We start from the raw sequence: 24,099 nt of genomic DNA on the forward strand, positions 1-24,099 counted from the left end.
TTCGCAACGAGCCGTGCCGCCAGCAGCGCCAGCCGGGATGCGCCCGGTGCCGGCTCAGTCGCCCGGTGCCAAACCGAGCGCGTCGGCGATCGCCTCGCGCGACGCCGCCGCGAGCAAGCGCCGATCGGCGCCGCGCGTCGGCAAAGGCGGCAGGTAGGTCACGGACGCGATCAGGCCCTCGGCCGCGGCGATGCGCCACGCCGACTCGACCAGCGTCATGTCGTCGACATAGGGCGCGGCAGCGCTGAACGCACCGGCTGCATCGGCGTAGCGCAGCGCGACCGGCTGCAGCGCGACGCCGCTCGCCACTGCCGACTGCAGCAGATTGGCGTGGAACGGCAGCAGCTGGCGACCGTCGCTGGTGGTGCCTTCGGCGAACACCGCAACGCGGTCGCCGTGGCCGAGTGCGGCGGCGACCTGGTGCACCACGCGCAGCGCGTCGCGCTTCTTCTCGCGCTCGATGAAGAGCGTGCCCCCCGCGGCGGCCATGCGTCCGAGCATCGGCCAGCGCCGCAGCGCGGCCTTGGCAACGAAGCGCGCCGGTTCGGTGGCGTCGATCGCGAGGATGTCGAGCCACGACACGTGGTTGGCGACCAGCAGCACCGGCCCCGCGGCCGGCGTTCCGCTCACCTCGAGTCGCACGCCCAGCACGCCGAGCACACGGCGCGACCAGCGCGCGACGTGAGCGCGGCGCGCGGCGGCATCGATCCACGGGAACACCACGAGACAGATGACGGCGCCGCCGAGCGCTTCGGCGATCGCACGGGCAAGGCGCCAGACGGCGCGCAGCCGCCTCATCGGACGCAGTCGCCGGCGCGCCGCTCAGCGCGCGCGCTCGAACGCGATCCGGCCGCCGATCAGCGTGAACGCGACGCGGCCGGGGAGCTCGTGGCCGGCGAACGGTGTGTGCCGGCCCTGGCTCGCGAACGTCGACGGGTCGACGCGCCAGCGCTCGCCGGCGTCGAACACGCAGAGGTCCGCGCGCGCGCCGACCTCGAGCCGGCCGATGGCCGCGTCCGGGCCGCTGCGGCCGAGCACCCCGGCGGCACGGCTGGTCACGGTGGCGAGCGTGCGCACGAGCGGCTCGCCGGTTTCGTCGCCCCACTTGAGCGCGAGGCCGAGCAGCAGCTCGAGCCCGCTCGCGCCCGGCTCGGCTTCGGCGAACGGCAGGTTCTTGGCGTCGGCGGCGACGGGCGTGTGGTCGCTGACCAGCGCATCGATGGTGCCGTCGGCGAGCGCGCGGCGGATCGCGTCGCGATCGCGCTGCTGACGCAGCGGTGGCGTCAGCCGCATCGCGGCGTCGAAATAGCCGATGTCGTGATCGATCAGATGCAGCTGGTGGATGCTGGCGTCCGCGCTCACCGGCAGCCCCTCGGCCTTGGCGCGCCGCAGCAGGTCGACGCCCGCCGCGCTGCTCAGCCGGCACAGGTGCACGCGCGCACCGGTGTCGCGCACCAGCTCGAAGATCGTCAGCAGCGCGATCGTCTCGGCGATCACCGGCACCGCCGAGAGGCCGAGCCGCGTCGCGAGCGCGCCCTTGGCGGCGACGCCGCCGCCGAGCCACGGATCGTTCGGGCGCAGCCACACCGTGTAGCCGAAGGTCGCGGCGTACTGCAGCGCGCGCAGCAGCACGTTGGTGTCGCGCACCGCGGCGTCGGCCTGCGAGAAGCCGACGCAGCCGGCCTCGGTGAGCTCGGCCATCTCGGTGAGCGCCTCGCCCTTGAGGCCGCGCGTCAGTGCGCCGAGCGGATGCAGGCGCGCGAGGTCGAGGCCGCGCGCGCGGAACTTGAGCATCTCGACGAGGCCCGGTTCGTCGAGCACCGGGTCGGTGTCGGGCGCGCAGACCAGGCTGGTGACGCCGCCGGCGACCGCGGCGGCCATTTCCGACTCGAGCATGCCCTCGTGCTCGTGGCCCGGCTCGCGCAGGCGCACCGCGAGGTCGACCAGGCCCGGCGCGACCACGCGGCCGCGCGCGTCGAGCGTGCGGTCGGCGGCGAAGCCGTCGGGCAGCGTGCCGAGCGCGACGACGCGGCCGTCGTCGATCGCGAGGTCGCCGACCGCGTCGTGCCCGCTCGCCGGGTCGACGATCCGTGCCCCGGTGACGGCGAGCTTCATGCGACGTTGCCCGCGATGATCGACATCACCGCCATGCGGACGGCAATACCGAAGGTGACCTGCGGCAGGATCACGCTCTGGCCGCCGTCGGCGACCGCCGAATCGATCTCGACGCCGCGGTTGATTGGGCCGGGGTGCATGACGATGGCATCGGGCTTGGCGAGTGCGAGCTTCTCGGGCGTGAGGCCGTAGGTCTTGGCGAACTCGCTCGCGCTCGGCAGCATCGCGCCGCTCATCCGCTCGTTCTGCAGGCGCAGCATGATGATGACGTCGGCGTCCCTGATGCCTTCGGCCATGTCGTGGCAGACCCGCACGCCCATCTCCTTCAGGTCGCCGGGCACCAGCGTCTTCGGGCCGACCGCGCGGATCTCGGGCGCGCCGAGCGTCGTCAGCGCGTGGATGTCCGAGCGGGCGACGCGCGAATGCACGATGTCGCCGACCACCGCCACCGTGAGCTGGTGGAAGTCCTTCTTGAAGTGGCGGATCGTGTACATGTCCAGGAGGCCCTGGGTCGGGTGCGAGTGGCGGCCGTCGCCGGCGTTGACCACGTGCACGTGCGGCGCGCAGTGCTTGGCGATCAGGTACGGCGCGCCGCTCTCGCCGTGCCGCACCACGAACATGTCGGCGTGCATCGCGGACAGGTTGGCGATGGTGTCGAGCAGGCTCTCGCCCTTGGCGGTCGACGAGCGCGCGATGTCGAGGTTGATGACGTCGGCCGACAACCGCTTGGCGGCGATCTCGAACGTGGTGCGGGTGCGCGTCGAGTTCTCGAAGAACAGGTTGAAGACGCTCTTGCCGCGCAGCAGCGGCACCTTCTTGACCTCGCGGTCGTTGACGCTGAGAAAGGTGCCCGCAGTGTCGAGAATGTGGTGCAGCACCTCGCGCGGCAAGCCCTCGATCGACAGCAGATGGATCAGCTCGCCGTGAGCGTTGAGCTGCGGGTTGCGGGCTTGCGGCATGCGCGCGGTCAGGTGAGCTCGAACGAGAAACGGCCGGCGGCGTCGCGCACCAGCGAGAGACGCTCGCCCGGCGCGAGCTCGACCGTCGCGACGGCGACCTGCGCCTCGATCGGCAGCTCGCGGCCGCCGCGGTCGACCAGCACCGCGAGCGTCACCGCGGCCGGCCGGCCGAAGTCGTAGAGCTCGTTGATGGCTGCGCGGATGGTGCGGCCGGTGTAGAGGACGTCGTCGATCAGCAGGATGCGGCGGCCCTCGACGTCGAACGGCAGGCGCGTCGGCTCGACGCCGGCACTGAGCCCCCGCGACGAGAAGTCGTCGCGGTGCAGCGCGCTCGACACGACGCCGGCATCGCCGGCGAGGCCGAGATCGCGCTGCAGGCGTTCGGCGATCCAGGCACCGCCCGACCACACGCCGACCAGCGCGGTCTCGGGTGCGACCAGCGGCCGCACGCGCGCGAGAAGGTCGGCGTAGAGCGCTTCGGGGTCGAGGGCGGCGGCGTTCATGCGGCCTCATGAGCCGTTCGCGAGGAACTGCTCGAGGATGATCGCGGCGGCCGCCGCGTCGAGGTCCGTCGCCCCGCGCTCGCGTGCCGCGGTGGTGGTGTAGCGCTCGTCGACCTCGTGCACCGGCAGGCCGTAGCGGCTCGCCAGGTCGGCGGCGAAGCGGCGCGCGCGCCGCGTGTTGACGTGCGCCGCGCCGTCGGGATGGAACGGCACGCCGACGACGATGGCGTCGGGGCGCCACTCGGCAAGCAGCCGGGTGATCGCGCCCCAGCGCGCGTCGCCCTGCAGCGCAAGGCTGGTCAGCGGCGTCGCGGTGCCGGTGAGCGTGTTGCCGCTCGCCACGCCGACGGTGCGAGTGCCGAAGTCGAACGCGAGAAAGGAGCGCTCGCTCATCGGCTCGCTCGCCGGGCGGGCGCTCACGCGAGACGGCGCGCCGCAGCGCGCAGGACGAGCGGAACGACACCACCGATAAGGCGCGGCAGCGCGCCGGCGCGAACAGCAGGAGCCGCTGTCGCCTCGCTCACGCGTGCCCCGCCTCGGGGCTGAGCATGCGCGGATCGATGCCGAGCAGCGAGAGCGCCTTGTCGTAGCGCTGGTCGACCGGCGTGTCGAAGATGATCCCGCGATCGGCGCCGACGTTGATCCAGCCGTTACGGCTGATCTCTTCCTCGAGCTGGCCGGCGCCCCAGCCGCTGTAGCCGAGCGTGACCAGCACCTTCTTCGGGCCGGCGCCGTTCGCGAGTGCCTCCAGCACGTCCTTGCTGGTCGTCATCTCGAGGCCACCCTCGATGCGCAGCGACGAGTTGTAGCGCGTCGAGCCATCGCCCGATGCATCGAGCGGCTCGTGCAGGACGAAGCCGCGTTCGGTCTGCACGGGGCCGCCGAAGTAGACCGGCTCGTCGGCGAGATCCTCGCGGTCGAGCGAGAGCTCGACCTTCTCGAACAGGTTCTTCAGCGTGATGTCGATCGGCTTGTTGATCACCAGCCCGAGCGCGCCCTTGTCGGTGTGCTCGCACAGGTAGATCACGCTGCCGGCGAAGGTACCGTCGCCCATGCCGGGCATCGCGATCAGGAACTGATTGGTCAGGTTGATCGACGAGCGGGCCATCGGGGCATTTTATAGTCCGCCGCCGAGCCGACGCGGCGCTCGGGCATCGCGGGCGGGTCTGCCGCTTGCTGCCCTGCCAGCCGCTCACCTCGCCGTTGAAAGGGCGCTTTCCGGATGGACAAACCGCTCGACGCGGCACTCGTGTGGTTCCGCCGCGACCTGCGTGCCGACGACCAGGCAGCCCTCTTCCACGCGCTCAAGGCGGCCCGCAAGGTCTGGTGCGCGTTCGTCTTCGACACGGAGATCCTCGACCCCCTGCCGCGGGCCGACCGCCGCGTCGAGTTCATCCACGACGCCTGCGCGGCGCTCGACCAGGCGCTCGCGAGGCTCGGCCGCGACAACGGCAGCGACGGCGTGCGCCTGATCGTCGGCCACGGGCGCGGCCGCGACGAGATCGTGCGGATCGCCGAGGCACTGCACGTGCAGGCGGTCTACACCAACCACGACGACGACCCGTTCGCGCTCGAGCGTGACGCCGCGGTGCGCGGCATGCTCGCCGGCGCGGGCATCGCCCTGCACACGTCGAAGGACCACGTGATCTTCGAGCGCAGCGAGGTGCTCACGCTGAGCGGCAGCCCCTACAGCGTGTTCACGCCGTACAAGACCGCGTGGCTCGACAAGCTCGAGCCGTTCTACGTGACGGCGTATCCGGTCGCGCGCCATGCCGGCGCGCTCGCGCCGGTACCGCCCGAGGCGGCGTGGTTCCTGCCGCCGCTCGCCGCGATCGGCTTCGAGACCACCGACCTGCACGCCTGGCACGTCGACGGTCGGAGCGCGACCGCGCATTCACTGCTCGACGACTTCCGCACCCGCATCGACGACTACGACGTGGCGCGCAACTTCCCCGCCATCAAGGGGCCGAGCTACCTCTCGGTGCACCTGCGCTTCGGCACGCTCTCGATCCGCGAGGCGGCGCGCATGGCGCTCGACCGCATCGAGGCAGCGCCGCCCGCCAAGGCGCGCGGCGCCGAGGTATGGCTCTCGGAGCTGATCTGGCGCGACTTCTACCAGCAGGTGCTGCACCACCACCCGCACGTCGTCGGCGCGAGCTTCAAGCCTGCCTACGACCGCATCCGCTGGGCCCACGGCAAGCACGCCGACGAGCTGTTCGCCGCCTGGTGCGAGGGCCGCACCGGCTACCCGCTCGTCGATGCCGGCATGCGCCAGCTCAACCAGACCGGCTACATGCACAACCGGCTGCGCATGGTGACCGCGAGCTTCATGATCAAGGACCTCGGCATCGACTGGCGCGCCGGCGAACGCTACTTCGCCGACAAGCTGATCGACCATGAGCTCGGCTCCAACAACGGCGGCTGGCAGTGGGCGGCGTCGAGCGGCTGCGACGCGCAGCCGTGGTTCCGCATCTTCAACCCGGTCACCCAGAGCCGGAAGTTCGACCCCGAAGGCAAGTTCATCCGGCGGTACGTGCCCGAGCTCGCCGGGCTCGCCGACGACCTGATCCACGCGCCCTGGCTGGCGCGCCCGATCGACCTCGAGGCGGCGCGCCTCGAACTCGGCCGCGACTACCCGCAGCCCGTGGTCGATCACGAGGAGGCGCGCGCGAAGACGCTGGCGCGCTACGCGGTGGTGAGGGAAAAGCGCTGATCCGAGCCGGCGTGCGGGACGAGGGCCCGGGGCGTAAGCGTCGACCGAACCATCGACGGACTGGAAGATCGAGGCGGTCCGGACGCGCGCCCTTTGCAGCAGACGAGCGCCGGACGCACGAAGCGCCCGGCGCTCGGTGCCCGATCCCTCAAGCGAGCGCGCGTTCGGCGCGCGCCTTCCCGGCGTAGCGCCCGACCAGCGCGAGCAGCTCGTCCTCCGAGTAGGGCTTGCCGAGGTAGTGATCGACGCCGAGTTCGGCCGCGTGGTCGCGGTGCTTCTGCGCGATGCGCGAGGTGATCATCACGATCGGCAGGTCGGGCCAGCGTGCGTCCGAGCGGATGTTGCGCACCAGATCGAAACCGTCCATGCGCGGCATCTCGATGTCCGAGAGCACCACCGCCGGCGTTTCCTCGGCAAGACGCTCGAGCGCGTCGAGTCCATCCTTGGCGAGCACCACGCGGTAGCCCTCGCGCACGAGCAGGCGCTGCGTCACGCGGCGCACGGTGAGCGAGTCGTCGACCACCAGTACCAGCGGGGCAGCCGGCCGCACGTCGTCGGCGCGCAGCAGCGCCGCCGGATGCTGCGGCAGCGCGCCGCTGGCGATGCGCGAGGCGGCGCGGGCGGAATCGCCGTAAAGCGTCGCCAGGGCGACCGGGTTGTAGATCAGCGCCGCCTCGCCCGAGGCGAGCAGCGTCACCCCGGCGAGACCCGGCAGCCGCGACAGCTGCGGGCCGAGGTTCTTGACCACCACTTCCTGGTTGCCGAGCACGTCGTCGACGTGCACCGCGATGCGCTGCTGGGCGCTGCGGATGATCACGATCGGCTTCGTGCGCCCGCCGAGCTCAGCCGGACGCGGGCTGATCTGCAGCAGCGCGCCGAGCCAGAAGAACGGCAGCGCGCGCTCCTCGTAGACGAAGGCGCCGCTCGCATACGAGGCCTCGAGCACGTCGTCGTCGGCGCGCCGCACGATCTCGACCAGCGTCGACGGCACGGCGATGCGGCTCGACCCGCAGCGCAGCATCACCACCTGCGTGACCGCGGTCGTGAGCGGCAGGATCAGCTTGAACGACGTGCCCTGACCGCGCTCGGTCGCGGTCTCGATGCGGCCCCCCATCGCGATCACGTCGGAGCGCACGACGTCCATGCCGACGCCGCGCCCCGCGAGCTCGGTCACGGTCGACGCCGTCGAGAAGCCCGGCGTGAAGATCAGGTTGGCGAGCGCGGCGTCGTCGAGCTCGCTCGCCGCGCCGATCAGTCCCATCGCGACCGCCTTGGCGCGGATGCGTTCGAGGTCGAGCCCGGCGCCATCGTCGCGGAACTCGACGCCGACTTCGTTGCCCTCGTGGGAGAGCGCCACCACGATGCTGCCGGTCGGGTCCTTGCCGGCGGCGCTGCGCTCGGCCGGCGTCTCGATGCCGTGCGTCACGCAATTGCGCAGCAGGTGCTCGAAGGCGCCGACCATGCGGTCGAGAACGCCACGGTCGACTTCGATCGAGCCGCCGACGATGTCGAGGCGGACCTGCTTGCCGGTTTCCTTGGCGGTGACGCGCACCACGCGATAGAGGCGGTCCGAGAGGCCCTCGAACTCGATCATTCGCGTGCGCAGCAGGTCGTCCTGCAGCCCGCGCGTGAGACGCGCCTGCGCGACCAGCTCGTCCTCGGTGTTCTCGAGGCCGCGCTGCAGGGTGCGCTGGACCGTGGCGACGTCGTTGACCGACTCCGCCATCATCCGCGTCAGCTCCTGAAAGCGCGTGAAGCGGTCGAACTCGAGCGCGTCGAACTCCTGGGATGCGGCCTTGGCCGCTTCCATCCGCGACGTCATCTGCAGCTCGCCCTGCAGCTCGATGTCGCGCAGCTGACCGCGCAGGCGCTCGAGGTTCTCGGCGAGGTCGGCGAGCGAGCTCTTGATCTGGCCGACGCCCGCCTCGATGCGCGAACGCGTGATGCTCACCTCGCCGGCCTGGTTGACCAGCCGATCGAGCAGCGGCCCGCGCACGCGCACGGCCGACTGCGAGGCCGCCGACTGGCGCTCGTCGACCTTCTCGGCCGGCACCACGTCGAGGAAGCGCGCCCAGTCGATCGCGGGCAGGGGCTGCACGTCGCCGGTGTACGGGGCGGCTGCGCGCGGCTCGAGCGGCCCGGCGGCGGCTGCTTCGGCGCGGGGCGCCGCCGCCGCGCGCGCCGGCTCGCTCGCCGCCGGCACTTCGACATCGAAGGCCGCACTGCGCGGCGTCTCGGCGGGCTCGACCGGCACCGCGCCGCCCTGGCGCAGTGCCTCGAACGCCGCCGACATGGCGTCGCTCCTGGCCTGCAGCGGCTCGATCGCCGCGGCGTCGGCCTTGCCGCTCGCGGCGATGCGTTCGACCCCCGATTCGAGCCGGTGCGCCATCTCGCCGATGCGCATGGCGCCCGCAAGGCGCGCGCTGCCCTTGAGCGTGTGCAGCGTGCGCATGCACGCGGCAGGGTGAGCGCCGACGGCGGGCTCGTCGGCCCACTCGCGCAGATGCGCGGCCAGCTGCGGCAGCAGCTCGATCGCCTCTTCCTCGAAGATCTCGAACAGCTCGTCGTCCACCGCGTCGACGGCGTCGATCTCGTCGTCGTCGTCGGCCGCGCTCCAGTGCTCGAGCGGGGCATGCTGAGGCTCGACCGGCAGCGCGCCGAGCGGCTTCAGCTCGGTCATGCCGAGGCGGTCGAAGGCGGCGTCGACGGTGGCTTCGTCGGGGGTCGCGGTGGCGGTCTCGACGGGTGCGGCCGTCGCGTCGGCCGGGGCGGCGGTTTCATCGGACGAGCCGGCCACGGCATCGGCGACCGGCGCACTGGCGGTGTCGGCGCGCGCTTCAGCGGCGCCCTCGAGCTGCGCGTCGCCCGAGGCCATGGTCGGCGCCGCGTCGGTCGCGGCCCTCGCGAGCTGCCCGTCGGCGAGATCGATCGACGAAGGTTCGTCCGCACGATCCATCGTCGGCTGCTCGGCCGGGTGATCGGCGGACGGCCGCTCGGCGCTCGCGTCGGCGACCGCGCCGCTCGTCCGCGGCGCGCCGTGCTGCACGGCATCGGCCACCGGTGCTCCGGCAAAGAGCGCGGCGAAAGCCTCGGCGGGCAGGTCGGCAAAGCCGTCGACCGCTTCCGGCAGGTCGGCTCCGGCCGGCTCGCCCGCGGCATCGACCGCGGCCGGCTCGGTGACCGGCATCCCGTTTTCCAGCGTGGAAAGGCCCGACAGCTCGAATTCGAGCGCGTCGGCGTCAGCGTCGACCATCGGCGCGGCGTCGCTGCCGGCCGGTGCGTCGTCGTGCAGGTCCGCCGCGGCCGGCGTCGCCTCGATCTGTAGCGCGTCGGCGCCGGTGCGCGCGTCGCTCGCGGCCGCATCGATGTCGGTCGCAGCGCGCAGCTCGTCATCCGCCGCCGCGGCGGCCGGCGGCGCTTCGTTCGTTGCAGCCGCAGCGGCCGCGCGCACGTCGTCGACGTGCGCCGGATCGGTCGTGCCTTCCCCGGGCAGGTCGAGCGAGATCAGGAACGAGTCCTCGGCCGCGATCGCGGCGTCGACGCCCGCGCGCGTGTCGAAGCCTTCCAGCTCCGACGCCGCGGCCTTCGCTTCGAGCGCGAGCGCCGAATCGCGCTCGTGCGCGGCCAGGCGCACCAGCAGCTCAGGGCTCGGCGCCTTCAGGAAGCCGGCGGCGAACTGGTGCAGCAGCCCGCGAATCTCGTCGGCGGTGTCGTTGAAGAGCTGCGCCTCGACCTCGTCGCCGTGACCGATCGCCTGCGAACGGGCGAGGCTGTGCTCGAGCGTGCGCGCGAGCTGCGACAGATCGGCGAAGCCGACCGTCGCCGAGCTACCGGCGAGCGAGTGGGCGAACGCGATCGCGGTTTCGCCGACCGGCCGATCGACCTCGTGCGCCCACTCGGCCAGTTCGGTCGAGAGGCGACGCGACAGCTCGTCGGCCTCGTTCAGGTAGATGTTGAAGAGCGGGATGCCGATGCGCAGCGGGCCCACCGTCCTGACCGCGTCGTCGGCCGGCGCGGTGTCGGCGCCGATCGACAGATCGACGTGTTGGGCGGCGGCGTCGTCGAACGCGGTCGGCAGGTCGACCGTCGACGCCGGCTTCGCTTCGCCGCTGCCAAGGTCGAGCAGCAGGCCGCTCTGGGTCGGCAGCGCGTCGCCGGAACCGCTCGGCGTCAGCGGCTCGACGAGCGGCGGCACGCCGAACTCGCCGAGGTCGAGGTCGACCGATGACGAATCCGCGAAGCGCGGGTTGACGAGGGTGCGCTCGAGCGGCGGCACGGGCGTGTCTTCGAACGGGCTGTAGAGCGCCGGCACGTCGATGAACTCGGTGCGCGCGACCGGCGTGGCCGGCCCGGCCGGCGTGGCTTCGAGGCCGGCGAGATCGAGCTCGAACTCGACGTTCTCGCCGATCTCGACCACTTCCGGCAGCGGTTCGGGCAGCGTCACGCGGCCGCCCCCCGGCGCCGCCGGCGGCGTGCCGAGCTCGAGGTCGGCGGCGCTCGGCAGATCCGGCGGCAGCAGCAGCGAGGGCCGTGCGCCGCGCGAGGCGACTTCGACCGGTGCCGGGGCGCGCGGCGCCGGGGCGTCCGACGCGGGCAGTTCGGGCGCGGCCGGCGCGGCGTCGGCGAGCTCGAACGGCGCGAACAGCGGATCGGCCGGTGCGGTCGGCTCCGCATCGGCGGGCTCGGCGGCCGCCTCGACCGTTTCCATCGGCGCGTCGAAATCGAAGTTCTCGAGCGTCCAGTCGCCTTCGGCGGCCAGCTCGGACGCCGAAGGCGTCGCGGCAACCGGCAGCGCCGACGGCGCCTCGCCGGCACCCGCCAGTCGTTCGGCGGCGGCCTTGACGGTCGCGGCATCGTGCGCGCTCACGCTGCCGGCGGCGATCTCGTCGACCCAGCCCGCGAGGTAGCCGAGGCTCCAGCGCGTGAACTCGATCAGCGCCGGCGCGGCGGCGCCCTGCTCGGCGAGGTGCGCGTTGTAGATCTGCTCGCCGGCCCAGGCGGCTTCGCCGAAGTCCACGAGGCCGACCATGCGCGCGCTGCCCTTGAGCGTGTGGAAGGCGCGCCGCACGGTGGTGACGAGGGCGATGTTGTCCGGCGCGTGGCCGAGTTCGCCGCACGCCGTCTGCGCATCGCCGATGACCTCGCGCGCTTCCTCGAGGAAGATCTCGCGCATCTCGACGTCGTCCTCGACGCTCTCGACGGCACGCGGCGGCGCCGTCGGCGGCAGCGCGACGGGCCCGCCGAGCGGGCCTTGCGTGTCGAGCGCGCTCGCGTGGGCCAGGAAGTCGCCGAGCGCGCCCGAGAGCTCTTCGCGTGCGGCCTCGCCATCGTCACCGGCGCGGTGCAACGCCTGCTGGGCCTTCGACACGGCCGCCGCGAGGCCGCGCTCGTCGGCGGCCTGCGCCTCGTGCGAGAGGCGCTCGAGGTCGAGCGAGAGATCCTGCAGGGCGACGTCGTCGCGCGCAGAGATCGACGCGATCTGCTGGGCCTGCTCGATGAGCCGCGGGCCGGTCGGCGCGGCGGCCGGTCGCGTCGGCCGAGCGGCGGCGCTGCGGCCCATCACCGGCGCGAGCATGCCGGACTCGGCATCGAACGCGAACAGCGACTTGGCCATCTGCGGCTGCACGCTCAGCATGTCGATCATGAAGCCGAGCGCGCTGAGGTTGCCGGCGATGCGGTCGAACACGCCGGCCGCGCGCACGCGCTCCGGGTCGACCTGCGTCGAGGCGAGGCCGTCGACCTCGTCGCGCATGCGCAGCAGCGCACTCGATGCCGGGTCCATGCCGAGCACCGACAGCACGCCGCGCATCGAGGAGAGCTGCGCCGGCACCGGCGCGAGCGGCGCCGGGTCGGACGGATCACGGAAGAAGCGGTCGATCGAGGCCTCGACCTCGCCGAGCGAGGCTCGCAGCTCCTGCACCACGCTGCCCATCGTCTGGCGATCGGAGACGCGGCGGTAGAGCTCCTCCATCCAGGGCTCGAGCGGCTCCGAGGGCATGTCGCGGCGCACCGCGCCCAGGCGCTCGGCCAGGCGCTGCACGCGCTCGGCGTGCGCCGGGTTGTCGAAGTCGCCGTCCTCGAGCGCGGCCTCGACGTAAAGCAGGCTGGTCGCGACTTCCATCGCGAGCTCGGCGGGCGGCCCCCCGTCGGTCCGCTGGGTCTGCGCGACCGCGTTCAGCAGCTCGCCGGCGAACGCGTCGCCGAACGGGAACAGGCGCCGCAGCGAATCGCCGACCAGCGAGAACGGCTCCGCCAGGCCGGCGAGGCGGTGCGTCTCGCCGTTGGCGACGGCCGACCACGCCTCCTTCGCGGCAGCGAGGCGCTTTCTCGCGTGGGTGATGGTCGCCGGGTCGAAGCGGCCAAGGCCGCTCGCCAGGTAGTCGACCGGTTCGGGGTCGGGCAGCGCATAGACGTCGCGCACGCGGGCGAGGCGCGGCGCCGGCTGCGCCGGCGTCGGCGCGGCGCTCTGCGCGCAGAAGAACAGCAGGTCGCGCGCGAGGCGCTCCGACACGTCGGTGTCGCCGCGCTGCAGGATGCGGAACTGGGCGAGCAGGCGCGAGGCGACGCGCTTGCTGAAGACGTCGAAGCCGAGCAGCCCCACGCCCTGCGCCTCGAACATCGCGGCGGCAAGGCTCCAGAAGGTGCGCACCTGCGGGTCGGCGGCGGTGACGCCGAGGCCGGCGCAGAGCTCGCTCATGCGCGTGGCCGCTTCGGTCGGCGCGGCGCCGCGCATCAGCCCGAGCAGCTGGGCCTCGAGCTCGGCGCGGGTGGCGGCATCCGCCGCGCGCGGCTGGGCCGTGTCGTCGTCCGGCAGGTCGCGCCAGCGCCAGTCGGCGGCCCAGAGGTCGGCCGGATGGACGCGCTCGGCGCCGATCGCCTCCTGCACCGCGCGGTACTGCGGGAACAGCGAAAGCGGCGAGACCGGCTTGCCGGCGAGCAGGCGCGACAGGAAGTCGAGCAGCGCGAACGACGAGCGCTCGATGTCGCCGACGAGTTCGGCGCTCAGCGTGCGCGGGCGCGCGATGCTGCGCTGGACCGCCGCCTCGCTCGCGCGCAGCACCGTGGCCGGGCCGGGCAGGCCGACCAGCTCGAGCGCGCCGACGCCCTGGTGCAGTTGCGCGCGCGCCGTGCGCAGGATGCCGGGCTCGACCGAGCCGATGTCCGAGCCGCTGACGGTGTCGTTGTCCTTGAGGAACCGGCGCAGTGCCTTGTGCGCGCCGTCGAGCGATTTGCGCAGTTCCTCATGAACCCAGGCGACCGCGCTGAGGTCGTCGTGGGTCGACGCCGCCGCGGGTGCCTCGAGTTCGAATGCGTCGTCGCGGCTGCTGTCCATCGTGACCTCGGTGTTCAAGGGTGGGCGCGCCGTCCGTGGGCGCGCCGGTCGGCGCTGCGAAAGGTCATCGGGCTCAGGCGATCTTGAAGCGGGCGACCGACTGCGCGAGCTCCTCGGCGGTACGCGACAGCTCGCGCACCATCTGCGCGGTCGAGCGCGTGCCCTCACCGGTCTGCTCGGTCACCGCGAAGATGTGCTGGATGTTCGACGCGACGACGTTGGCTTCCTCGGCTTCGGCCAGGGCGCGCCTCGAGATCTGCTCGATCAGGTCAGCCAGGCGCCGCGACACGCGGTCGATGTCGGCGAGCGCCGAGCCGGCTGCGTCCGACAGGCGCGTCCCTTCGACCACGCCCTGCGTCGAGCGCTCCATCGCGCCCACCGCGTCCTGGGTGTCGGTCTGGATCGTCTTGACGAGCGCCGCGATCTGCCGCGTCGCATCGCCCGAGCGTTCCGCCAGGCGCTGCACTTCCTCGGCGACCACCGAGAAGCCGCGGCCCGCTTCGCCGGCCGACGCCGCCTGGATCGCCGCGTTGAGCGCGAGCACGTTGGTCTGCTCGGTGATGTCGGAGATCAGCTCGGTGATCTCGCCGATCTCCTGCGACGACTCGCCCAGGCGCTTGATGCGCTTGGAGGTTTCCTGGATCTGGTCGCGGATCGAGTTCATGCCGCCGATCGTGTTCTGCACCGCGCGCAGGCCCGAGTTCGCGACCTCGAGCGACTGCCGGGCGACCTTGGCGCTTTCCTGCGCCTGCGCCGACACGTCGTTGATGCGATGCGCCATCTGCAGCACCGATTCACCGGTGTCGCGGATCTCGCGCAGCTGCTCGGACGAGGTGGCGAGCAGCTCGGTCGAGTTGGCCTCGACCTGCTCGGTGGTCGCGGTCACCCGGCTCACCGTGCCCTGCACCTGCGCCACCAGGGTGCGCAGCTCCTCGACGGTGTAGTTCACCGAATCGGCGATCGCGCCGGTGATGTCTTCGGTCACGGTGGCCTGCTGCGTGAGGTCGCCCTCGGCGACGCCCTGCAGCTCGTTCATCAGGCGAAGAATCGCGGCCTGGTTGGCGTCGTTGACGCGCTTGGCTTCCTGCTCCTGGTTCTCGGCCTCGAGGCGACGGTTCTGCGCGAGCGTGGCGCGGTGGCGCTGCTCGGTCACGAAGAGGCGCAGGAACCCGGCGCCGCCGAGCGCGACCAGCGCGACCGACAGCACCAGCAGCAGCGGCGTCAGCGTGCCCACGCCGGCTTCGGAGCCGAGCCGGTCCTGCACCGTCTGCAGGCCGCGGCGCAGCGGCTCGCTGTCTCGGATGATGGTGTTCTGTGCTTCGCGGGCGGCGTTCAGCGCCGGCAGGTTGTCGAGAATGACGCCACCGCGGGTGCGCGTCTCCTGGTAGAGGCGCGAGAGAGCCACCAGGCGCTCGCGGATCTGCGGGTCGCGCGTCGGCGCGAGGCCGATGCCGGGGTTGCCCTCGAGCAGGCCCTTCGTGATCTCGTTGAACGCGTTGAGGTCCTTGCCGAGCAGGAACACGGCCTCCGGGTTGACGCCCTCGCCGGTGAGAAACTCGTTGGCCGACTTGCCGATGCGCTGGGTCAGCATCTGCAGCTGGCCGAGCACGGCCACCTCGCTGGAGCCGGCGTCGCGCTGCAGCTTGAGGGCGACGATCGACTCGGTCGCCTCGAGCAGCTCCTGCGACTGCCGGTTGATGCTGCGCAGCGCCTGGCTGACGTCGGTCAGCGCCTTCTGCTGCGCGAGCACGACGCGCGCCGCCTTCTCGCTCTGGTCGACCAGCGGCACCACGCTGTTGAGCGACTCCTGCACGCCCGACGGCACCGCGGCGATGTTGGCGTCGCCGCTCTTGAGGCCCCGCACGTTGGTCGCGAGCACGTCGACGCTGTCCTTGAGCTCGGGGAATGCCGCGGGGTTGCCGATCAGCGCCTGCGACACCGACTTGGCGAGGCGCTGCGACTGCATCAACGCCTGGCCGGTCGCCGCGACCTGCGCCGAGCCGCGACTGGCGGTCGCGAAGGCGAGGATCGCGAGCACGATCGCGCCGATCACGCCGAGCGCGATCATGCCGAGCAGGATCCGTTGCTGCTCGGCGATGGGGCGCTTGCCGATCACCGGCAGCGGCCTGGCGGCCTCCGCCGGCGCCGGCTCGGCGGCGTCGGAGACGTCGGCGAAGTCCGTCGCGCCGGCCGACGACGCCGCCGGCGAGATGATCGACGTGCCGTGATCGAACGCCGGCAGGCCGACATGGGCCGCGCCGGCGTCCGGCCGCTCGACCGTCTCGACCTCGTCGGCCACGCCGCTCGCGTACGGGTCGACCGACGCCGCCGCGATCGTGTCGGACTCGCCGGCGGGGCCGCGCGTGTTCCAACCCTTGATCTTGTCCTTGAAGCTCATCAGCGACCTCTTCAGGTTCTCAATTCACGATGCGCAGGAACGATTCGTCGCGCGCCAGTTCGGCAAGACTCAGCTCCTGCCACACCCGGCCGTTGCCATCGCGGTAGCCGGGGCCGGCGAACGCCGGGCGTGCGCCGCCTGGCGCGTCGTGGCTCGTCAGTTCGTCCTCCCCGCGCAGCCCGGCGAGGCGGTCGACCATCAGCACGCAGTTGATGTCGAGTGCGGGGTTGAAGCCGACGAGCCGCGCCTGGTCGCGCGCGTCGTCGGCCGGCAGGCCCAGAAAGCCCGCGAGCTCGACCACGCCTTGCAGGTGGCCGCGCAGGTTGGCGACGCCCAGGAACCAGCGCTGGCTGTGCGGCACCGGCAGCACCGGAGCGAGCGGGAAGATCTCGCCGGCATCGCGCAGCGGGAACAGGAAGCCGGCGCCACCCGCCTCGACCGCGAGCCACGACTTGCTGCCGCGGGTCTCGGTCTTGACGGTCTGCAGCCGCTCGGCGAGCCGGCTCTGCAGGTCGCGCAGCGCTTGCTTGTTGGCCATCGCAGTCCCGTGCGGCTCAGTCGAACGCGCGGATCTTGGCCAAGAGGTCGGCCGCGTCGACGGGCTTGACGATGTAGTCGCGCGCCCCCTGCCGCATGCCCCAGACCTTGTCGGTCTCCTGGTTCTTGCTCGTGCACATGATCACCGGCACGCCGGCATAGCGCGGGTCGCGGGTGATCGAGCGGGTCAGCTGGAAGCCGTTCTGCCCCGGCATCACGACGTCCATCAGGATCAGGTCGGGCGTTTCCTCGCCCAGGCGCTTCATCGCCTCTTCGCCGTTCTCGGCGACGCGCACGCTGAAGCCGCGCTTGCCGAGCAGCTCGGACAGGTGGTGCAGCTCGGTCTTCGAATCGTCGACCACCAGAATCTTCTGAATCGGCATGAATGTTCCTCGATGGGGAGCGGCGGCCCGGCAGGCCGCGACGGCGCAGGCAGCGCTCAGGCGCTGCGCCGGTGTTGCTGCACGGCCTGCAGCAGCTGGTCTTTCGTGAACGGCTTGGTGAGGTAGTCCTCGGAGCCGACCATGCGACCGCGCGCCTTGTCGAACAGCCCGTCCTTCGAGGACAGCATGATCACCGGCACAGTGGCGAATTTCTGGTTGCGCTTGATGATCGCGCAGGTCTGATAGCCGTCGAGACGCGGCATCAGGATGTCGCAGAAGATCAGGTCGGGGTCGTGGTCGTTGACCTTCGAGAGGGCATCGAAGCCGTCCTCGGCGAGCAGGACCTCGTGACCGCCCTGCTTCAGGAAGATCTCGGCACTGCGCCGGATCGTGTTGCTGTCATCGATGACCAGCACCTTCAGACCAGCGGATTCGGCAGGGGCCGGATTGCTCACGAACGTTCTCCTCGGCGACGGTGCGCAGCGCGCAACAAAAGCGTCGCCTCAGATTTCGACCATTTCGAAGTCTTCTTTACGGGCGCCGCACTCGGGACAGGTCCAATTCATCGGCACGTCGGCCCAGCGGGTGCCGGGCGCGATGTCATGCTCGGGATCGCCGGTTGCCTCGTCATAGATCCAGCCGCAGATCAGGCACATCCAGGTCTTTGGCTCGCTCACGTTCACGTCGTTGCCTTCACTACAATGCAGCCAGATTGTATGCACGGCCTCTTCGAGAAAGCCAAACGGCCGTAGGCACATACGCAACATTCTTCACGTTCGCCTAGAGGTTCGACCGAGCCCCTGAGGTGCCTGCCCCGCAGCCTCCCCGCGCCCCCATGACCGCTCCCTCGACGGCTTCCGAAGCCGACACCCAGACGCTGCCGGAGCAGCCTGCGCCGGCCTGCGTGATGAGCTTCAACGCGAGCGACCCGAGCGGCGCCGGCGGCGTCGCCGGCGACGTGGCGACGATCGCGGCGATGGGCGCGCACGCGCTGCCCATCGTCACCAGCATCGTGATGCGGGACACCGCCGAGGTGTTCGACCACCACCCGATCGACGCCGACGTGGTGGTCGAGCAGGCGCGCAGCGTCCTCGAGGACGTGACCATCGCCGCCTGGAAGGTGGGCTTCCTCGGCTCGACCGAGGGCGTGTCGGCGGTCGCCGAGATCCTGTCGGACTACCCCGACGTGCCGCTCGTCGCCTACCTGCCGAACCTCTCGTGGGTCGAGGAGGACGAGCAGCAGGCCTACCTCGATGCGTTCCGCGAGCTCGTGCTGCCGCAGACCGAAGTGCTGGTCGGCAGCCACCAGACGCTCACCGACTTCCTGCTGCCCGACTGGGAGGGCGAGCGCCCGCCGTCGTCGCGCGAGCTCGCGGTCGCCGCCAACGAGCAGGGCACTCGGTTCGTGCTCGTCACCAGCATTCCGCTGCCCGATCAGTACCTCGACAACGTGCTCGCGTCGTCGCAGGGCCCGATCACCGGCGAGAAGTTCGAGCGCTTTGAGGCGAGCTTCGTCGGCGCCGGCGAGACGCTGTCGGCGTCGCTCGCCGCGCTGCTCGCGACCGGCGTCGAGTTGCATGCGGCGGTCGGCGAGGCGCTCGCCTTTCTCGACCAGGCGCTCGATGCGGGCTTCCGACCGGGCATGGGCAACGTCATTCCCGACCGCTTCTTCTGGGCGCTGCCGCCCGAGGAAAGCGAGGACGACGAGGCGCCGGCCGCCGAGGAAGCCGCCGCCGACGCGCCGAAGAACCCGCGCCACGTCCACTGACGCAGCGCCGCCGCGGCCGCGTGCGCTCGCCCGCACGCGATGGTCCGCCGGCCGCCCGCACCGCGAGACCCGCCATGCCTGATCCCCACGTCGCCGCGAGCGGCTCCCTCAACGACCAGCTGTTCGCCAGCGCCCAGCGCGTGATCCCCGGCGGCGTGAACTCGCCGGTTCGCGCGTTCCGCGCGGTCGGCGGCACGCCGCGCTTCATCGCTCGCGCCGAAGGGGCGTGGCTGATCGACGTCGAGGGCAAGCGCTACGTCGACTACATCGGCTCGTGGGGCCCGATGATCCTCGGCCACGGCCACCCGGCCGTGCTCGAGGCGGTGCGCGAGGCGCTCGGCGACGGCCTCTCCTTCGGGGCGCCGACGGCGCGCGAGACCGAGCTCGTCGAGGCGGTGCTCGCGCAGGTGCCGAGCATCGACCAGCTGCGGCTGGTGAGCTCGGGTACCGAGGCGGCGATGAGCGCGATCCGCTTGGCGCGCGGCGCGACCGGACGCAACGGCATCGTCAAGTTCGAGGGCTGCTACCACGGCCACGCCGACGCGCTGCTGGTCAAGGCGGGCTCGGGGCTGGCCACGTTCGGCAACCCGACCAGCGCCGGCGTGCCGGCCGAGACGGTGCAGCACACGCTGGTCCTCGAATACAACAACGTCGAGCAGCTCGAGGAGGCGTTCGCGCTGCATGGCGACGCGATCGCCGGCGTGATGGTCGAGCCGATCGCCGGCAACATGAACTTCGTGCGCGCCTCGCTGCCGTTCATGAAGCGACTGCGCGAGCTCTGCAACACGCACGGCGCGCTGCTGATCTTCGACGAGGTGATGACTGGCTTCCGGGTCGCACTCGGCGGTGCACAGAGCGTCTACGAAAAGGCGGTCCCCGGCTTCGTTCCCGACATCAGCGTGTTCGGCAAGGTGATCGGCGGCGGCATGCCGCTCGCGGCTTTCGGCGCGCGGCGCGGGATCATGGAGCGGCTCGCGCCGCTGGGGCCGGTCTATCAGGCCGGCACGCTGTCGGGTAACCCCATCGCGACCGCCTGCGGCTTGGCCACGCTGCGCGAGATCGCGCGGCCTGGCTTCTTCGACAGCCTCGCGGCGCGTACGCGTCAGCTCGTCGACGGCCTTCGCGCCGCCGCGCAGGACGCCGGCGTCGCGCTCTCCGGCGACAGCGAGGGTGGCCTGTTCGGCTTCTTCCTCACCTCCGAGCTGCCGCAGAACTACGGTCAGGTGATCGCGACCGACGCGGCGCGCTTCAACCGCTTCTTCCACGCCATGCTCGAGCGCGGCGTCTACCTCGCGCCCGCGCTTTACGAGGCTGGCTTCGTGAGTGCTGCCCACGGCGACGCCGAGATCGAGGCGACCCTCGCGGCGGCCCGCGAGAGCTTCGCGCTGCTCGGCGACTAAGGCACGTCGCTGCACCCGCGCGGCGGCCCCCGTCGGCGTCGCCCTTTCTAGAATCGATCGATGCACATCCATATCCTGGGCATCTGCGGGACGTTCATGGGCGGCCTCGCCGCGCTCGCGCGCGAGAGCGGTCACACGGTGACCGGCTGCGACGCCAACGTCTACCCGCCGATGAGCGACCAGCTGCAGAGTCTCGGGATCGAGCTGACCGAAGGGTTCGACGCCGGCCAGCTCGCGATCAAGCCGGACCAGTTCGTGATCGGCAACGTGGTCAAGCGCGGCAACCCGCTGATGGAGGCCATCCTCGACGCGGGCGCGCCGTACGTCAGCGGCCCGCAGTGGCTCGCCGACCACGTGCTGCGGGGGCGCCACGTGCTCGCGGTTGCCGGGACCCACGGCAAGACCACGACCACGGCCATGCTGGCCTGGATCCTCGAGCAGGCCGGGCTTGCGCCGGGCTTCCTGATCGGCGGCGTGCCGTTCAACTTCGACGTCTCGGCGCGGCTCGGTGGAGTCGGCACGACATCGACGCCTGCCGCCGGTGCGCCGTTCGTGATCGAGGCCGACGAATACGACACCGCGTTCTTCGACAAGCGCAGCAAGTTCGTGCACTACCGGCCGCGCACCGCAGTGCTGAACAACCTCGAGTTGGACCACGCCGACATCTTCGACGACGTCGCCGCGATCGAACGCCAGTTCCACCACCTCGTGCGCACCGTCCCCGCGCGCGGTCGCGTCGTGGTGAACGCGCGCGACGCGAGCCTGCAGCGCGTGCTCGAGATGGGCTGCTGGAGCGAGGTGCTGCGCTTCGGCGCGCGGCGCGAGGAGCCCGGCGCGCTGCGTGCGCGGGGCGAGCCGCACGCGTTCGACGTGCTGCGCGGCGCGCTCAAGGTCGCGCGCATCGAGTGGGCGCTGCTCGGCGAGCACAACCAGCTCAACGCGCTCGCAGCGATCGCCGCGGCCGACCACGTCGGCGTCGAGCCGGCTGTCGCCGCGAAGGCGCTGGGGAGCTTCGGCAACGTGAAGCGTCGCCTCGAGCTGCGCGGCCAGGTGAACGGCGTCAAGGTCTACGACGACTTCGCACACCACCCGACGGCGATCCGCACGACCATCGACGGCCTGCGCCGCAAGGTCGGCGCCGAACGCATCGTCGCGGTGTTCGAGCCGCGCTCGAACACGATGAAGCTCGGCAGCATGAAGGCGCAGCTGCCATGGGCGCTCGAAGAGGCCGACCTCGCGTTCTGCCACGCCGGCGGCCTCGACTGGAGCGCGGTCGAGGCGCTCGCGCCGATGGGCGCCCGCGCGGCGGTCGGCTCGTCGATCGACGACCTCGTCACTCGCGTGGCGGCCGCGGCACGTCCCGGCGACCACATCCTCTGCATGAGCAACGGCGGCTTCGGCGGCATCCACGCGCGGCTGCTCGAGCGGCTCGCCGCGCGCGCCGCATGAAGCCAGGAGCGACCGCGATGCAACCTCCGGTCAGCCACGTTCTCTACCTGCACGGCTTCAAGTCGTCGCCGCAGTCGACCAAGGCGCGCCGCATGGCCGCGTGGTTCGCCGAGAACCGGCCCGACGTCGTCTGGTGGTGCCCCCAGCTGCCGGCGTCGCCCGCCGACGCGATGGCGCTGATCGTCGACGGTACGGGGGACTGGCCGGCAGAGCGCAGCGCCGTCATCGGCAGTTCGCTCGGCGGCTTCTACGCGACCGCGTATGCCGAGCGCACCGGCTGCCGTGCGGTGCTGCTGAACCCGGCGATCGAGCCGGCGCGCGACCTCGAGGCCCATGTCGGCGTGACCGAGGCATGGCACAGCGAGCAGCCGTTCGAGTTCCGGCCCGAGTACGTCGACGAGCTGCGCACGATTCATCCGCGAGCGTTGACGCGGCTCGAGCGCTACTTGGCAATCATCGCGAAGGGTGACGAGGTGCTGTCGTGGGAGGAGATGGCTGCGCGCTACGCCGGCTGCCAGGTCAAGCTGCTCGAGGGCAGCGACCACGCGATCAGCGAGTTCGAGGAGCACCTGCCGGAGGTGATCGGCTTTCTTGGGCTAGAGGTGCCGCGGGGGTGAGAGGGCTGCCGGGGCGTTCAGCGAGCAGTGCCGATGATGATGGCGTACGGCGGCAGCGACCGGGAAGCTGACGAAGCGCGGGAGGTCGTGCCGCGACGGACGCTGCGGGTGTCTCGCGCTGACGGACGCTGCGGGGGTTGTATTGACGCGACGGTGCGCCATCCTGCGCCATGGATGCGCTGCTGTCGGTGCCGCGCCGAACAGCAGTGTTGGGATTGTCGAGGCCCGTGACACGCCGGGTCAGCTTGGCGACGTCGACGATTCGATGCTCGCGCCATGGATGCGACGGGCGATACCGCCCACCTCTCGACGATCTTCGCCGTCGCTCGCTACCAGGCCGGCGCCAACTCCGCGAATCCGCTCGGCGCGTCGGCCGCGTTCTCGAAGGTGACGATCTCGTAGGCGCCCGGATCGGCGAGCAGCTTGCGCAACAGTGCGTTGTTGAGCGCGTGCCCCGACTTGAACGCGCTGTAGGCACAGAGCAGCGGATGGCCGGCGAGCGACATGTCGCCGATGGCGTCGAGGATCTTGTGCTTCACGAACTCGTCGCCGTAACGCAGGCCGTCGCTGTTGAGCACCTTGACGTCGTCGACCACGACCACGTTGTCGAGGCTGCCGCCGAGCCCGAGCCCGCGCGCGCGCATCAGCTCGACATCCTTGGTGAACCCGAACGTGCGCGCACGTGCGATCTCGGCCTTGTAGCTTCGCGGGGTCATGTCGAACACGACGCGCTGCCCGGTCTGGTTCACCGCCGGATGATTGAAGTCGATCTCGAAGGCAAGCCGATAGCCGTCGAATGGCTCGACGCGTGCCCACTTGAGCGACGCACCCTCGCCTTCGCGCACCTCGACCGCCCGGGTGATCCGCATGAAGCGCTTCGGTGCCGACTGGAGAACGATTCCTGCGCTCTGTAGCAGGTAGACGAACGCTGCCGAGGAGCCGTCGAGGATCGGAACTTCCTCGGCCGTGATGTCGACGCCAAGGTTGTCGATGCCGAGCCCGGCGCACGCCGAGAGCAGATGCTCGACCGTGCGCACCTGCGGGCCGTCGGGCTCGCCGTTGGCAGAAAGCACGGTCGCCATTCGGGTGTCGCAAACCGCCAGCGCGCGCGCCTTGATCTCCACCGCGACCGGCAGATCGACGCGCCGGAACACGATGCCGCTGTCAGCCGCCGCTGGCCGCAGTGTCATCTCGACGCGCTGTCCGCCGTGCACGCCGACGCCGACCGCGCGGGTCATCGACTTGAGGGTGCGCTGGGGGAGCATCCAGGGATTTTGGTTGATGAGCCGCATCCGGGCTCCCAACCTGCGGTGGGAAGGGGCTTCGCGTCCAGTGCGGGTGGAAGCGAAGGCGCCTCCAGCTTCCGCGCCTTGCGGAAATAGGCGGTGGTGCCGCTACGAGTGGGGGCCGGCGCGGCGAGCCACTGGCCAGCGCGCGAAAAGCGGCACCGTCGGTCCATCGCATGTGTCGTGGAGGATCGCCGCCAACGGCTCCGCCCCAACAACCACAGGTCCCTCGCGATCGGCTGGGCCTTTGCCTCGCGGTTTGCTCCTACTCTCCGGGTCGTCTCGAGCCGGCTCAGACCAGGCCGACCGCCACGCTGTCCCGCCGCCGTGTGAACAGGCACAAAGCTCGCGGCACGCCCGGTCGATTACGCGCTCAGAAGCAGTGACGCCAAGCCTGGGGTACAGGGCGGCCTTTCCCGAGCAAGTAATTATTGCGCGGCGCGACCACTCGCGAACTCGAGTATTCCGCCCGAGCAAACAAAAAGGCCCTCGTCCGTGGAGGGGCGAGGGCCTAGGGGGGTAATGTAGCCTGACGATGTCCTACTTTCACACGGGAACCCGCACTATCATCGGCGCTGAGGCGTTTCACTGTCCTGTTCGGGATGGGAAGGAGTGGGACCACCTCGCTATGGTCATCA

18 protein-coding genes and 1 rRNA gene are annotated in these 24,099 nt (G+C 71.4%); 5 read left to right on the top strand and 14 right to left on the bottom strand.

Annotated features, from left to right (window positions below; all coding sequences use genetic code 11):
• Positions 1-54: 54 nt before the first annotated feature.
• The 6 genes from HQN59_RS14875 to HQN59_RS14900 all read right to left on the bottom strand — a co-directional run bounded on the left by HQN59_RS14875 (position 55) and on the right by HQN59_RS14900 (position 4,685).
• Entirely contained in the window at positions 55-798 is a 744-nt protein-coding gene (locus HQN59_RS14875; RefSeq protein ID WP_176069885.1) for a lysophospholipid acyltransferase family protein, read from the bottom strand.
• A 24-nt stretch (positions 799-822) separates the two neighbouring features.
• Positions 823-2,115, bottom strand: coding sequence for a dihydroorotase (locus HQN59_RS14880; protein ID WP_176069886.1), 1,293 nt, complete (start codon positions 2,113-2,115; stop codon positions 823-825).
• Complete coding sequence (locus HQN59_RS14885) at positions 2,112-3,074, bottom strand: aspartate carbamoyltransferase catalytic subunit (protein ID WP_176069887.1); 963 nt, start codon at positions 3,072-3,074, stop codon at positions 2,112-2,114. Before HQN59_RS14885 ends, HQN59_RS14880 begins: the two co-directional genes overlap by 4 nt.
• An 8-nt stretch (positions 3,075-3,082) precedes the next feature.
• Positions 3,083-3,577 carry a bifunctional pyr operon transcriptional regulator/uracil phosphoribosyltransferase PyrR gene (gene pyrR, locus HQN59_RS14890; protein WP_176069888.1) on the bottom strand — a complete coding sequence of 165 codons (495 nt, stop codon included), beginning with the start codon at positions 3,575-3,577 and terminating at the stop codon, positions 3,083-3,085.
• Positions 3,578-3,583: 6 nt separating this feature from the next.
• A complete protein-coding gene (gene ruvX / locus HQN59_RS14895) occupies positions 3,584-3,970 on the bottom strand; it encodes a Holliday junction resolvase RuvX (protein ID WP_176069889.1) in 387 nt (128 codons plus the stop codon).
• A 127-nt stretch (positions 3,971-4,097) separates the two neighbouring features.
• Positions 4,098-4,685: a YqgE/AlgH family protein gene (locus HQN59_RS14900; protein WP_176069890.1), complete on the bottom strand. Its 588-nt coding sequence runs from the start codon at positions 4,683-4,685 to the stop codon at positions 4,098-4,100.
• Between the two features lie 114 nt (positions 4,686-4,799).
• Between HQN59_RS14900 and HQN59_RS14905 the strand changes: the two genes are divergently transcribed.
• Positions 4,800-6,290 carry a cryptochrome/photolyase family protein gene (locus HQN59_RS14905; RefSeq protein WP_176069891.1) on the top strand — a complete coding sequence of 497 codons (1,491 nt, stop codon included), beginning with the start codon at positions 4,800-4,802 and terminating at the stop codon, positions 6,288-6,290.
• Positions 6,291-6,438: 148 nt separating this feature from the next.
• Here the strand turns inward: HQN59_RS14905 and HQN59_RS14910 are convergent, their stop codons facing one another.
• From HQN59_RS14910 to HQN59_RS14935, 6 genes are all read right to left on the bottom strand, one after another.
• Positions 6,439-13,623, bottom strand: a complete 7,185-nt coding sequence (locus HQN59_RS14910) for a FimL-related protein (RefSeq protein WP_176069892.1) — start codon at positions 13,621-13,623, stop codon at positions 6,439-6,441.
• A gap of 73 nt (positions 13,624-13,696) precedes the next feature.
• Positions 13,697-16,021, bottom strand: coding sequence for a methyl-accepting chemotaxis protein (locus tag HQN59_RS14915; protein ID WP_176069893.1), 2,325 nt, complete (start codon positions 16,019-16,021; stop codon positions 13,697-13,699).
• A gap of 19 nt (positions 16,022-16,040) precedes the next feature.
• Positions 16,041-16,559, bottom strand: coding sequence for a chemotaxis protein CheW (locus HQN59_RS14920; protein ID WP_176069894.1), 519 nt, complete (start codon positions 16,557-16,559; stop codon positions 16,041-16,043).
• A gap of 16 nt (positions 16,560-16,575) precedes the next feature.
• Entirely contained in the window at positions 16,576-16,941 is a 366-nt protein-coding gene (locus HQN59_RS14925; protein WP_176069895.1) for a response regulator, read from the bottom strand.
• A gap of 56 nt (positions 16,942-16,997) precedes the next feature.
• Positions 16,998-17,396 (bottom strand): response regulator, encoded by a 399-nt coding sequence (locus tag HQN59_RS14930; RefSeq protein WP_176069896.1) that lies wholly within the window; start codon positions 17,394-17,396, stop codon positions 16,998-17,000.
• A gap of 48 nt (positions 17,397-17,444) precedes the next feature.
• A complete protein-coding gene (locus HQN59_RS14935; RefSeq protein WP_217704163.1) occupies positions 17,445-17,597 on the bottom strand; it encodes a rubredoxin in 153 nt (50 codons plus the stop codon).
• A 179-nt stretch (positions 17,598-17,776) separates the two neighbouring features.
• Here HQN59_RS14935 and thiD point away from each other — a divergent pair, with 179 nt between their 5' ends.
• The 4 genes from thiD to HQN59_RS14955 all read left to right on the top strand — a co-directional run bounded on the left by thiD (position 17,777) and on the right by HQN59_RS14955 (position 22,175).
• The gene (gene thiD / locus HQN59_RS14940) at positions 17,777-18,709 is read left to right on the top strand and encodes a bifunctional hydroxymethylpyrimidine kinase/phosphomethylpyrimidine kinase (protein ID WP_246294920.1); all 933 of its coding nucleotides are present in this window, start codon (positions 17,777-17,779) and stop codon (positions 18,707-18,709) included.
• Positions 18,710-18,783: 74 nt separating this feature from the next.
• Positions 18,784-20,109 (top strand): glutamate-1-semialdehyde 2,1-aminomutase, encoded by a 1,326-nt coding sequence (gene hemL, locus HQN59_RS14945; protein ID WP_176069897.1) that lies wholly within the window; start codon positions 18,784-18,786, stop codon positions 20,107-20,109.
• A gap of 60 nt (positions 20,110-20,169) precedes the next feature.
• Positions 20,170-21,558, top strand: coding sequence for a UDP-N-acetylmuramate:L-alanyl-gamma-D-glutamyl-meso-diaminopimelate ligase (gene mpl, locus HQN59_RS14950; RefSeq protein ID WP_176069898.1), 1,389 nt, complete (start codon positions 20,170-20,172; stop codon positions 21,556-21,558).
• A gap of 17 nt (positions 21,559-21,575) precedes the next feature.
• Positions 21,576-22,175, top strand: a complete 600-nt coding sequence (locus HQN59_RS14955) for a YqiA/YcfP family alpha/beta fold hydrolase (RefSeq protein WP_176069899.1) — start codon at positions 21,576-21,578, stop codon at positions 22,173-22,175.
• A gap of 329 nt (positions 22,176-22,504) precedes the next feature.
• On the opposite strand, the gene lpxC is transcribed toward HQN59_RS14955, so the two are convergent.
• Positions 22,505-23,440 (bottom strand): UDP-3-O-acyl-N-acetylglucosamine deacetylase, encoded by a 936-nt coding sequence (gene lpxC, locus HQN59_RS14960; protein ID WP_176069900.1) that lies wholly within the window; start codon positions 23,438-23,440, stop codon positions 22,505-22,507.
• A gap of 548 nt (positions 23,441-23,988) precedes the next feature.
• Positions 23,989-24,099 (bottom strand): 5S ribosomal RNA (rrf, locus tag HQN59_RS14965); the annotation flags it as partial.

It is taken from the genome of Rhizobacter koreensis (genome assembly GCF_013366375.1).
In the GTDB taxonomy this organism is placed as follows: Bacteria; Pseudomonadota; Gammaproteobacteria; order Burkholderiales; family Burkholderiaceae_C; genus Schlegelella_A; species Schlegelella_A koreensis.